Origin of the sequence: Teretinema zuelzerae, from assembly GCF_021021555.1 — a bacterium.
In the GTDB taxonomy this organism is placed as follows: domain Bacteria; phylum Spirochaetota; class Spirochaetia; order Treponematales; family Treponemataceae; genus Teretinema; species Teretinema zuelzerae.
The window spans coordinates 1364093-1376803 of sequence record NZ_JAINWA010000001.1; the positions used below are offsets into that span (position 1 = coordinate 1364093).

The 12711-nt window shown below is 58.8% G+C and carries 9 protein-coding genes; 6 read left to right on the forward strand and 3 right to left on the reverse strand.

Annotation, left to right across the window (positions count from 1 at the left end):
• The first annotated feature begins 6 nt into the window (after window positions 1-6).
• Window positions 7-978, forward strand: coding sequence for a tetratricopeptide repeat protein (locus tag K7J14_RS06115; RefSeq protein ID WP_230754362.1), 972 nt, complete (start codon window positions 7-9; stop codon window positions 976-978).
• On the opposite strand, the gene K7J14_RS06120 is transcribed toward K7J14_RS06115, so the two are convergent.
• From K7J14_RS06120 to K7J14_RS06130, 3 genes are read right to left on the reverse strand one after another with little or no spacing between them, the layout of a single operon-like run.
• A complete protein-coding gene (locus tag K7J14_RS06120; protein WP_230754364.1) occupies window positions 972-1892 on the reverse strand; it encodes a CsgG/HfaB family protein in 921 nt (306 codons plus the stop codon). The genes K7J14_RS06115 and K7J14_RS06120 overlap by 7 nt on opposite strands.
• A 15-nt stretch (window positions 1893-1907) precedes the next feature.
• Window positions 1908-3080 carry a pyridoxal phosphate-dependent aminotransferase gene (locus K7J14_RS06125; RefSeq protein ID WP_230754367.1) on the reverse strand — a complete coding sequence of 391 codons (1173 nt, stop codon included), beginning with the start codon at window positions 3078-3080 and terminating at the stop codon, window positions 1908-1910.
• The gene (locus tag K7J14_RS06130; RefSeq protein WP_230754370.1) at window positions 3077-3562 is read right to left on the reverse strand and encodes an Lrp/AsnC family transcriptional regulator; all 486 of its coding nucleotides are present in this window, start codon (window positions 3560-3562) and stop codon (window positions 3077-3079) included. Before K7J14_RS06130 ends, K7J14_RS06125 begins: the two co-directional genes overlap by 4 nt.
• A 144-nt stretch (window positions 3563-3706) precedes the next feature.
• Here K7J14_RS06130 and K7J14_RS06135 point away from each other — a divergent pair, with 144 nt between their 5' ends.
• Genes K7J14_RS06135 through K7J14_RS06155 form a run of 5 tightly spaced genes read left to right on the forward strand, consistent with a single transcriptional unit; the run spans window position 3707 to window position 12699 of the window.
• Window positions 3707-7669, forward strand: coding sequence for a phosphoribosylformylglycinamidine synthase (locus tag K7J14_RS06135; RefSeq protein WP_230754372.1), 3963 nt, complete (start codon window positions 3707-3709; stop codon window positions 7667-7669).
• A gap of 27 nt (window positions 7670-7696) precedes the next feature.
• Window positions 7697-8632, forward strand: coding sequence for a thioredoxin family protein (locus K7J14_RS06140; protein WP_230754374.1), 936 nt, complete (start codon window positions 7697-7699; stop codon window positions 8630-8632).
• Between the two features lie 51 nt (window positions 8633-8683).
• Window positions 8684-9979, forward strand: a complete 1296-nt coding sequence (locus K7J14_RS06145) for a hemolysin family protein (RefSeq protein ID WP_230754376.1) — start codon at window positions 8684-8686, stop codon at window positions 9977-9979.
• On the forward strand, window positions 9976-11241 hold the full coding sequence (locus K7J14_RS06150) for a hemolysin family protein (protein WP_230754378.1): 1266 nt from the start codon (window positions 9976-9978) through the stop codon (window positions 11239-11241). The genes K7J14_RS06145 and K7J14_RS06150 overlap by 4 nt, the downstream gene beginning before the upstream one ends.
• A 3-nt stretch (window positions 11242-11244) precedes the next feature.
• Complete coding sequence (locus K7J14_RS06155; RefSeq protein ID WP_230754383.1) at window positions 11245-12699, forward strand: CASTOR/POLLUX-related putative ion channel; 1455 nt, start codon at window positions 11245-11247, stop codon at window positions 12697-12699.
• Window positions 12700-12711: the final 12 nt, after the last annotated feature.

A 12711-nucleotide genomic window follows, 5' to 3' on the forward strand; every position in this document is an offset into this window, starting at 1 on the left:
GAACATATGATCGATAACAGAGCGCGCTTCGGTTTCATTCATGGGCGCGCGCAAACGAAATGCATCCTGAAGCCCGCGGGAGCGCTCGCGTCTTTCGCAGCCCTCGCCGTATTCGCCTCGCTACTCCTTTTAACCGGAGGATGCTCCTCGGCGCCCAAGCGGCCGGCGGAGATAACCGCCGCAAGGAACGCCTGCGACGCCCAGATCGCGATGGGAGACGCCGCCTCCGCTCGGGGAGACTTCGCTAACGCCGAACTCTATTTTGCAGAAGCATGGCGTCTTGCCGTCGGCGCCGATTACGAAAAAGGCCGAATCAGGGCCCTATTGTCGCGGGGAGAGGCGCGCTTCGCCGCCGGAGACATTGCGCGAGCCCAAACCGACAGGCAGCAGGCCTACGCCGAAGCCGCAGCCGGAGGATATCCGGCGCTCGCGGCGGCGGCACAGGCTTCCATCGCGCGGGGAAATCTCGGAGAAGGCCGGGCGGACGTTTCAACGGAAAACCGCGCAGTGCGCGCCCTCGAGGCTCAAGCCGCTGCGCGGGAAGCCCTCCCCCTGCTGGGAGGAGAGCCGCTCCTGAAGGCATCCGTGTTGCGGACTGCCGCTCTTGCCGAAAAAGACCTGGGCAACTTCGCGGAGGCCGAAAAACACCTGCTCGAGGCCGCCGGCATTCATGAGAAAGGACTCTTTCTTGAAGACTCGGGCTACGACTGGTTCCTCCTCGCGTCGGTGCGCTCGAAGGCGGGAATGTACGACCGGGCGCTGGAGGCTCTGGACCGCGCGATTGAATTCGACCGGAAGGCCGAACACTCGGCAGGGCTGGGCATGGACTGGCTCGCCCGCGGAACGGTGTTTGAAAAGAAGGGAGAGAGGGACGCCGCGGCCGCGGCATACCGGCGGAGCGAGGAAATCTTCGCCGCCGCGTATCTGAAGGAAAACGAACGGGCCGCGCGAGCGGCCCTTGAAAGAATGTCTCAGTAACGAACGGTAAGATTCAGGGAAACCGGAAGCGGTTTTTTCTCGCGCGGAGAGGCCGGCCGCAGGTTCAAGGGGCTCGAGCCGAACGAGATACCGGGAGTTACCAGTGCCATCGAAGGATCGCGCTTGTAGCGCCAGGGCCGAACAAACGCATAGGCGACGGTGGCGGCAAAACCCACCCCGCCTGCCATCATCAGAAACGAGCCGTCCTCTCCGGCGTCGTTTTTCGACGCACCCCACGCAAAAACGCCGGCTGTTGCCAGCTCCCAGAACATCACCCGCCTGCCGCCCGAGAAGTCTCCCTGCATGTACGAGCCAATGCCGAAAAAGAAATTAACCGACGAACAGATCAGGCGGCCAGAAAAATCCGCGACGGAGCGGGCGGCGCTTCCGACGGAGGCGGCGGCCGATTTTCTCGGATTGACCTGGCCCAGCAGGGTTTCCGTCTCGTCCGTCGCTGCGATGTTGACGGTTCCCATGTACTGGATCTCCGAGGTTTCAACCTGGATCGCCTTGAGGGAAAGCCGATACCCGCCTGAAAGCTTGTCGAGCGAGCCGGTCACGAGCGTTTCCGCTCCCAGCATGGCGCCGAGCCGTTGGGCGGAGTCGTCGCTCACGTCTCCGGACATCTGGAAGGAAAGCTCGGCCCGCACCTTCGCGATATTTTCGCGGTCCACGATGCGCAGAGAGCCGAGTTCGAGGAGCTCAAGAGTCAACCCGTCGATCACATAGGAGGAAGCTTCCTGAGTCGAAGCGGAAATATCGTAAATTACGATCTTCGTGCCGGCCGGAAGACGGCCGGAAAGCTTGCCTGAAATTTCGGCAATGCCGTCGTCGAGGCGGAACGATTTTCCTGCGGCGAAAACAGACAGGGACAACAGGCCGGACAGGCACAGCAAAAGAATCTTTTTTGCCATTCGGAACTCCATCGGTCAATCTAAAGGTTTGCCTTCGACCATCAGCTTCATCCGGCGCAGCGCTTCCTTCAACTTGCCGATCTCGGTCGCGTAGCAGCAGCGGACGAATCCCTCGGCTCCGGCTCCGAAAGCGGTGCCGGGAACTACGGCTACCTTGTATTCATTGATCATCTTCGTGGCGAATTCTTCGGAAGTCAATCCGGTTTTGCGTATATCCGGGAAAATATAGAAGGCGCCTTCGGGCGCCGCGACCGGAAGGCCCATCTCGGCGAATCCGTGCATCATCAGGTTTCTGCGCTGCTGGTAAGAAACCCGCATCCGCTCCACCTCGTCGGCTCCGCTCCTCAAGCCCTCCAGGGCGGCGTACTGGCTCATGATAGGCGCGCAGATCGTCGAATACTGATGAAGCTTGTGGACCTGGGCCATCAAATCCGGCGGACAGGCGAGATAGCCGATGCGCCAGCCGGTCATCGCGAAGGCCTTGGAGAACCCGTTCAAAACGACGGTGTAATCCTTCATTCCGGGGAAGGAGGCGATCGAAACGTGTTTTCTGCCGTCGTATACGAGCTCGCAATACACCTCGTCGGAAAGCACCCATATCTTGTGCTTTTTCACGACTTCAGCGATGCGCGCGAGCTCGTCCGCCGGTATCATTCGTCCGGTCGGATTGCTCGGCGAGCACAGCATGAGCGCCTTCGTCTTCGGGGTGATGAGCTTTTCAATCGACTCGGCGGTGGGCACGAAGCCGGTCGGAGCGGTGTCGAGTCGCACCAGCGTGGTGTTACAAATCTCCACCAGCGGCTGATACGAAACGTAGCAGGGCTCGGCGACGATAACCTCGTCCCCGGGATTCAGGATAGCCCTGAGCACGGCGTCGATCGCCTCGGAGACTCCGATGGTGACCAGAACCTCGCTCTTCGGATCGTAGTCCAGATCGTATTTCGCCAGATAGCGGGCAATAGCGTCGCGCAGTTCGGTCAAACCCCAGTTCGACGTATACGAGGTATGCCCCTGTTCCAGATGGTAGAACGCCTCTTCCCGCATCGCCCAGGGCGTGGGAAAATCGGGCTCGCCGACTCCGAGGGAGATGATGTCGTCCCGTCCGATGATCAGATCGAAAAACTTGCGGATCGGCGACGGGGCGATCCCCAGCATTTTTTGAGAAAATCTGTCCTGCCGTTCGTTCATGCGGTCACCCCTTCGCGGCGGTCCCGCTTTTCGTCGACATAGACAATATCGTTTTCCTTGTAGGTTTTTAGCACGAAGTGGGTTTTGGTGCTTTTCACCCCGTTGAGGGTGGCGAGCTTGTCGGATACGAAGAAAGCGACGTCCTTGAGGTTCTTGCCTTCGATGATGACCTGGAGGTCGTAGCCGCCCGACATGAGGTAGAGGGACTTCACCTGGGGGAAGCGGAATATGCGTTCCGCCAGGGCGTCGAATCCGTGCTCGCGCTCGGGGGTAACCTGAATTTCGATTACGGCGCGCACCCCTTCGTTTTCGCTGTCCAGTTTTTCCTGATTCACGACGGCGGTGTATTTCAGGATGACCCCGTCCTTTTCGAGCTGCGCGATGATTGCTGCGACTTCCGCCACGGTCCGGTTGGTCATGGTTGCGATGTCGTCAGCGCTGAGCCGCGCATCATTCTGTAAAAGGTCGAGAATCTCCTGCATACTGTCCTCCTGAGACGAAAGCCGATATTATCGTATATATATACCACATCGATGCATACTTATTTAAGTGCATAGGCTCGGCAAGCATAGAAATTCAAGACGTTTTATGGCAATATCCTCGAATACTTTTTTCCGGAGGAATCCATGAGCGCACCTGTTCAACGGCTCTATATCGAGAGAAAGAACGGTTTCGACAACGAAGCCCGCAGGACCCTGACCGAACTGGTCGATTTTGTCGGCATCTCCCGGCTGGAGGGCGTTCGATATCTGAACCGCTACGACGTGCAGGGAATCTCCTCCGAAGCGATGGCGGCGGCCGCGCGGCAGATTTTCTCCGAGCCCCAGAGCGACGCTGTCTACTCCGGGACCTTTCCTCTTTCTGAAAACGAAACAGTCATCGCGGTTGAATATGTCCCCGGCCAGTACGATCAGCGCTCCGATTCGGCAGAACAGTGCCTCGCCCTGCTGGAAGGCTCCCTCGGCGAAAAAGCGATCGTGCGCTGCGCCCGGCTCTTCGTCCTCTCCGGAAAACTCGCCCCGGACGATCTTGAAAAAATTCAGAACTATCTCATCAATCCGGTAGACTCCCGCAAAGCCTCCCTTTCCATGCCGGAAACCCTCTCTCCAAAGGCTCTCGCGCCGGCTCCTGTCTCCGTAATAGAAGGGTTCCTCGACATGAACCCCCAAACGCTCGAAGCCTGGAGAGCGTCTGCGGGCCTCGCGATGGACGCGGCGGACGCGGCCTTCCTGCAAAACTACTTCCGATCCCAGGGAAGAAACCCGACGGAGACCGAAATCCGGGTGCTGGACACCTACTGGTCGGACCACTGCCGGCACACCACCTTCAATACCGTCCTCGACCGTCTCGACATCGCGGAAGGGAACGGAGCAGACAAGGCGCGGCTCGACGCCGTGCGGGAAGCCTGGAAGGCATACAGCGGCCTCCGCGCAGAAATCTATCCCGGCAGAACCGACGCCTCGGCGGGTTCCGCCTATAAGCCGGTGACCCTCATGGACATGGCCGTCATCGGAGCCAAGGCCCTGAAAAAGAGAGGCCTCCTCGACGACATCGAAGAATCGGCCGAAATCAACGCCTGCTCGATCTTCATCGACGTTTCGATCACGGACGGCGAAGGACGCATTACCGGAACCGAGCCCTGGCTTTTGATGTTTAAAAACGAAACCCACAACCATCCGACGGAGATCGAACCCTTCGGAGGAGCGGCGACCTGCATCGGAGGCGCCATACGCGATCCGCTTTCCGGGCGAGCCTGGGTGTATCAGGCGCTCAGGGTTACCGGCGCCGGCGATCCCACCGCCCCCATCGAGGCGGCCATTCCCGGAAAACTCCCCCAGATCAAGCTGACGAGGGAAGCCGCTGCGGGCTTCGCGGCCTACGGAAACCAGATAGGCCTGACCACCGGACAGGTCGTCGAATACTACGATCCGGGCTTCCTCGCCAAGCGCATGGAGCTCGGCGCCGTGATAGCGGCCGCCCCCGTGTCCTCAGTCGTGCGAGAAGAACCCGAAGCCGGCGACGTAATCGTCATGGTAGGCGGGGGAACCGGGCGGGACGGAATCGGAGGAGCCACCGGGTCGTCCAAAGTGCATACGGCGGAATCGGTCACTACGGCCGGAGCCGAAGTGCAGAAGGGAAATCCCGTCGAAGAGCGAAAAATCCAGCGTCTTTTCCGCGATTCTTCCGTAACAAAACTCATCAGAAGATGCAACGATTTCGGCGCGGGCGGCGTGGCGGTAGCGGTCGGAGAGCTCGCTCCCGGACTCGACATCGACCTCGACGCGGTACCGAAAAAATACGAAGGCTTGAACGGCACCGAACTCGCCATCTCCGAATCCCAGGAGCGCATGGCGGTGGTCGTCCGCGAAAAAGACGCGAGCGCGTTCATCAAGGCCGCGAATAACGAAAACCTCAACGCGGCGGTCATCGCGAAGGTGACGGCCGAACCCCGGCTGGTCATGCGCTGGAAGGGAAAGACCATCGTCGATATCGAGCGCTCCTTCCTCGACACCGCCGGCGCGAGCCGCTCGGCCCGGGCTCTCGTCGCGGCTCCGAAGGGCAGATGGAACTGGGACGCGGCCGCGAACCGGCCCGCTCGAGAGGAAAAACCCGCCGCCGTCTTTGAAAAATCCGCTCATCCGGCCGCGAAGCGCTGGCTGGACGCCCTGTCATCCCTTCCCGTCGCCTCCCGCCGCGGCCTCTCCGAGCGCTTCGACGGCTCCATCGGTTCCGCGTCCGTTCTCTTCCCGATGGGAGGCGCCTGGCAGTCCACGCCGGAATGCGGACTTGCCGCGAGAATCCCGGTAGGCCCCGGAAAGGAAACCCGCACGGCGAGCCTCATGACCATGGGCTACGATCCGGCTGCCTCCTCCTGGAGCCCCTTCCACGGAGCCCAGTACGCCGTCCTCGAATCCTTGACTAAAATACTCGCGCTCGGCGGAAACCCCGCAAAAGCCCGGCTCACCTTCCAGGAATATTTCGAGCGGACTTCCACTCCCGAAGCCTGGGGAAAGCCCGCCGCCGCTCTGCTGGGAGCCCTCTCGGCCCAAATGGCCGCGGGAACCGCGGCGATCGGCGGCAAGGACAGCATGTCCGGAACCTTCCACGACCTGACCGTCCCGCCGACCCTCGTCTCCTTCGCCGTAGCCGTCGCGAAAGACTCGCGCATACGCGGGGGCTCCTTGACCGCCCCGGGCAACGCGCTTGTGTTCGTCCATACGCCCTGGCGCGCAGACGACGCACCCGACTGGGATGCCTTCCGCGCTAACTCGGAAGCGGTATCGGCCCTTTTCGACGCCGGAAAAGTCAAGGCGGCCTATCCGATAGGACCGGGCGGAATCGCCGAAGCCGTTTCCAAAATGGCCTTCGGAAACCGGATCGGCGCTGAACTCGACCTCCAAACCCTGCGCTCCGTGCGCCTGCCGGCGGCCCTTGCAGAAACCGCGAAAGACCCTGAATTCGACATCCTGTTCGCCCCGCTCTACGGCTCGCTCATTCTGGAAATCGAAGGCCCCCCCGCGTTGGGCGAACGCCTCATTGCATTGGGAAAAACCGTTGCCGAGCCAGTCGTCCGGTTCGCCGGCGCTGAAATCCCGCTGGACGCCGCCCAGATGGCCTGGGAGCGGCCCCTCGCCAGGGTGTTCCCGCCGGTATCGGGCGTTCTCCCCGAAGCAGCTCTGCCCGCCTGGGCCCTTGAAAAGAAGGGCGTCTCCGGCTCGGCGGAGCGCAGAACCGCAAAAGCGCCGAAATCGGCTCAGAAACCGGTCGTCGTTCTCCCCGTATTTCCGGGAACCAACTGCGAATACGACATGGCACGGGCCTTCCGCCTCGCCGGAGCCGAACCCAGAATACTCGTGCTCCGCAACCGCCGGCCGGAAGACCTCAAAGAATCCCTCGAAGAACTGCGCAAGGCCATCGGCTCGGCCCACATCCTCGCGTTCTCGGGCGGTTTCTCCGCCGGAGACGAACCGGACGGCTCCGGCAAGTTCATAGCCAACGTGATCCGCGAAGCGCAAATTGCAGACTCCATCATGGAGCTTCTGGACGCGCGCAAGGGGCTCGTTCTCGGCGTCTGCAACGGCTTCCAGGCCCTCATCAAAACCGGCCTTGTTCCCTACGGAAAAATTCTGAACCCCTCGGAAGAAATGCCCACCCTGACCTACAACACCATCGGCCGCCATATTTCCCGCTTCGCGCGCACCCGGATAGCATCGGACGCGAGCCCTTGGGCGAACGGCGACAATCTGTTACTCGGTAAAATCCATAACATACCCCTTTCCCACGGAGAAGGCCGTGTTATACTCACAGCCGGCCTTGCGGAGGAACTCTTCCGCAAGGGTCAGATCTTTACGCAGTACGTAAATCCCGAAGGAGTCCCCGTCATGACGGAGCCGGACAATCCGAACGGCTCGATGTACGCGATAGAGGGAATGACCGACCCGACCGGAAGGATTCTCGGAAAAATGGGGCACAGCGAACGCCCCCTGGACGCCGCGGGAAAAGCGGGAACGACCGGACTATTCACAAACATTCCCGGCGATACATGCCAAGACATTTTTGCCGCGGGTGTCAGATATTGGCGGGGATAACCCCGCATGAACCAAGCAGGAGTACTAATGAAAAAGATTACAGCCCGCGCCATCGGCGCAATTCTCGCGGCGATAACGCTCATCGGATGCGGAAGCGCGCAAAAGTCATGGATCACCGATCTCGATGAAGCGAAAGCCGCTTCGCAGAAGGGAAAAAAGGATCTCCTCGTGGTTTTCACCGGCTCCGACTGGAACGACCCGAGCAAAAACCTCCTGACGGCCGTGTTCACCGAAGACTTCTTCAAGAAGGCCGGCAAGAATTACGTATTGTGCAACATCGACATCGTTCAGGACGAATCCCTGATGGATCAGGCTCTGGTGGAAAAGAACTACGGAATCGCGACCACCATGGGAATCCAGGCTATGCCGACCGCCCTGCTGTTCACGAAGGACGGAGACCGCTACGGTTCCGCAACCACCCCGGAAGGAATCGCGAGCCCGGCTGAGTTCATCGAATGGCTCGGATCCTTTTCCGAAAACCGCGATAAAATCCTCAAGCTCAAAGCGAACATCAACAAATCCAAGGGCGCCGAACGCGCCAAGAACATCGACGCCTTCATGGACGAAGTCGATCCCGGCCAACGCCAGCAATACGCGGACCTCATCCGTGAAGTCCTGACCCTCGACGCGTCGGGAGAAGCCGGACTCAGAAGCGAATACCGCCTCCAGGTCGCCTACCTCGACGCGATCGCCCTGTATCAGACGGGAGACATGGAAAACGCGGCGAACTGCTTCGTAACCGCTGCCGGCGAAGGCCTCCTCGATCCCGCGCAGGTTCAGGAAGCGTGGTACATGGGCGCCTATCTTTCGGCTCTTTCGGGCAAGGTAGAAAACGCGACCATTCTGGAATGGCTCGACAAGGCAATCGCCGCCGATCCCGAAAACCCCGGCGTAACGCAGATCCGGTCGGCTATCGAGCAGATCAAAAACGCCCCCGAAGGCGCGACCGCCCTCGGCAACTAGCACCCTTCGTTGACGGAACGGTTCCATATACGGTATCCTTGAAACAAGTATATGGAACCTTCTGAACCGCCCTCTTATCTCGTCTATCTGGTCCTCCTCGCGGGACTCACTCTGTTATCCATGTTCTTTTCCGCTTCCGAAAGCGCCTTCCTATCCGCAAGCAAGCTCCGCATCAGATATCTGGCCGAAAAAGGCGTAAAAGCCGCGATCCGTCTGGAAAAACTGAACGAAACGAGAACCATTCTCCTCGGCATCATTTTAGTCGGAAACAATATCGTAAACATCGGAACCTCCGCCCTCATTACCGCGATCGCCCTCCCCCTCTTCGGTTCCTCCGGCATCGGCATCGCGGTCGGCGTCTCGACTGTGCTTCTTCTGGTCTTCGGCGAAATATTTCCGAAATCGGTCGCCCTCCTGCACCCGGAACGAATCGCGCTGCGCTTTTCTCTGCCCTTAAGCGTTCTGGTCTTCATCGCTCGGCCGCTCGTCGTCTTTTCGCGGGCCATGGGAAAGGCGGCCAGCCGTCTTACGGGAATCGCGGCGAAATCCAAAAAAGCGACTGTTACCGAAGAAGACATTCGGACAATGATAGAAGTCGGCGAAGAAGAAGGCCTCATCGAATCGGACAAGCGGAGCATGATGCATAAAATTCTCAGGTATACGGACCTGACGGCCCGGGAAATCATGGTGCCCCGGACTGAAATCACGATGGTTCCTGTTTCCGCTTCCCTGGAGAACATTCAAAGCCTTATCACCGATTCCCCCTACTCGCGCTTTCCGGTCTACGGAAAAGACATCGACGACATCAAAGGCATCCTCTACGTGAAGGATCTCCTGTTCAGCGAGGGCCAGACGCGCGAAAACTTCACCATCACCGACAAGCTCAGGCCTGCCGTTTTCGCCTTCGAATCCTGGAAGCTCTCGGAGCTTCAAAATATTTTCCGCGCCCGGAACACCACCCTCGCGGTAATAATCGACGAATACGGCGGAGTCGCCGGCATGGTGACCGCGGAAGACCTCGCGGAGGAAATTTTCGGAAACCTCGAACGCAACGCGCAGGAGACTGCGTCCGCCGGCGTCGCGGACTCCTCCGATGCAGCGGAAAATCCTGCCCGACCCTTCCATGTAGACGGAACCGAGCGGCTGGACACCTTGAGCGAACGGCTCGGCTTCGTTCTTTCAAGCTCGCAGTTCGACACCCTTGCCGGCTTCATCCTCGAACGAGTCGATGAAATTCCCGAGCCCGGAACCACAATCGAGGTTCAGGGCTTCCTTTTCACCGTCGCGGGAAGAACCGGGAACCGCATAACCTCGGTTCTCATAACGCCGCAGGAGGCCGCGCGATGAACGAAATCCTGGCAAGCGTCGTCCCGCTGATTCTGCTTCTCGCGGCTTCCGCGTTCTTCTCCGGATCCGAAGCGGCCTGCTCGTCTCTCACCAAGCTCCAGCTCAGGCGGCTGAGAAAACAAAAGGACCCTGCCTCTAAATCGCTGAGCGCCCTCATGTCCGACGTCCAACGCCTGCTCACCGCCATACTCATCGGAAACAATCTGGTGAACAACTGGGCAGCAAGCCTCGCGACGGCCTTTGCCATATCGCTGCTGGGGGAAAGCGGGATCGGAGCCGCCACGGCGCTGATGACCGTGCTCATCATTATTTTCGGTGAAATCAGCCCAAAAACCGTCGCGTCGAAGCATCCGCTTAAAATCGCTTCTGCGATCGCCCCGGCCCTGCTGGTTTTAGAGAAAATACTGTTTCCCTTCATATTCTTTTTCACGAAAATCAACGGACTGTTCCTTGCGGCGATCTCGTTTTTCTTCCCGCAAAACGCCCACCGCATTACCGAGGACGAGCTGAAAACCGTCATGGATCTCGGCAGGCGCGACGGCGTGCTGGAGGAGAAAGAGCACAAGCTTCTGCACAAGGCCTGGGAATTCACCGATCTGCGGATCAGGGAAATCTTGATTCCCCGAACGTCCATCGCCGCCGTGAACGAAAACTGCACCGTATCGGAAGCCCGGACCGCCTTCAGAGCCCAGAGTTTCTCGAGAATGCCGGTATACTCGGGCTCCCTCGACAACGTCGTCGGACTCCTCCATTACCGGGATATCCTCATTCCCGGGCAGGACGACTCGAAAAAAACGATAGAAAGCCTCATAAAACCCATTCATTTCGTATCCGAAATGCAGACGGCGTCAAAGCTTCTCGAGGAATTCCGCGCCCATGGACAGCATCTGGCGGTCGTTCTCGACGAGCACGGAGCGACGGCGGGCCTGGTGACCCGCAGGGACGCGATTTCGGCGGTTTTCGGCGGAATCCACGACGAATACGACCTTTCAAACGCCCAATCGAAAAAAGAAATACAGATTGTAGACTCCCGCTACGTACGGGCGCCTGGTGAAGCCCGCCTCGAGGAGATCAATACGGTGCTCGGAGTCGAATGGGACTCCGAATTTTATGAAACCGTCGGGGGCTTCGTCCTGGAATTGGCCGGAAGGCTGCCTTCGATCGGGGAGCGATTCCACCACGAGAACGCGTGGTTCATCGTCGAAGATAAAATCGGAAGAAAGATTTCCAGAATAGGTATATTATTGGACAGCAAGGAGTAACAGGTGTTCAAGAAACAAACCGCCGACAAAGACCGCTTCTTAATCCTCGGCCGCTCGGAATCGATGACGGTGATCGCGGAAGAACTCGCCCGATCCTCCGCGGTTCAACGCTCTGAAATCGTTCTGGCCTCCCGATTCGATCCGGGCGAATCCGTCAAATCGCATTTCCCTGTTCCTCCTGCCTACATCCAGGGAAATCCGGCGGAAACAGCCTTTCTTGAAACTCTGAAACCGGCTTCCGCCAGCCGGATCCTCGTCAACCTCACCGGCGCGCCGGACGGAGACTTGCAGGCCCTGAGAATCGCGACCGCGCTGCAAACTGTGCTTGCGTCCGCGAAAGACGGCCCGGACATTCTGATTCTCGTAGATTCGCCGGAATACCGCGCCAAGATCCAGACTCTTGTTGTTCCAAAAATGAAGGTCTTTTGCCCGATAGAAGCATTCCCTGCCATAGCGGCCCAATCTTGCCGCCAGGATCGCCTTTCGCTCATCTTCGACGAGCTTTTTTCCTATCACGGAAATGAAATCTACCGCATCCCGGGAAAACCGATGAAAGGCCTCTCGTGGACCCAGGTGCTCAGGGCCTTTGCGAACGCCTGCCCGGTCGGGCTTGCGCAGAACGGCAGGCTGTCCATCAACCCAAAGCAAAGCGCAGTAATCGAGGAAGACGACGAACTCTACGTCCTCGCCGGAAATCCGGACGATATACAGATTGCCCAGCCGATCCTGCCCGCGCCGGACAACCGAGACATATCTCCCGATTCCATCGAAACCACGCATCCCCAGAATTTCCTGTTTCTCGGATGGAATCCTCTCTGCCCGTCCATTCTGGCGGATCTCGCCCATTATGCCCCGAAGGGTTCGGCCGTACGCATCGTGTGCGCGGATAATCCGGGCTTCAATCAATCGGAATCGCCGAAGATCTCTATCCAATGGACGGAGGGCGATCCTCGCGACAAGGCTGTCATAGCAGCGGCTGATCTTGAGAATTGGGAAAACATCGTCATACCCGGATCGGCCTTCCCCGCTTCAAGCGAACAGATGGAAATTCTGCACACGCTGGCAGGCCTCATGGCGGGACCGGGACTCAGAAACCACATAACGACTCTTACCGGAACTCCGGCACCGGAGTATTATCCTGAAGATCGAATCCTTTCTACCGATATTCTCTATAAGCTTGCGGTGCAGCTTTTAATCCAGCCGGACCTCTTCGACGTATTCAGGGAGCTCATCCAGCCGATAGGTACGGAAATTTATCTCAAACCGGCGGAGAATTACGTTACTATCGATCGGCCGGTGGACTTTTATACTATACTTGAATCTGCGCGCCGGAAAAATGAAACAGCCATCGGATATTTTCTCGAGGAAAACAGGAAAATAGCCTTGAATCCGGTTAAAACGGAGAAAATAAGCTTCTATCATTACGATAAGATAATCGTCCTTTCGGACGAACACTGATACCAGGAGTAC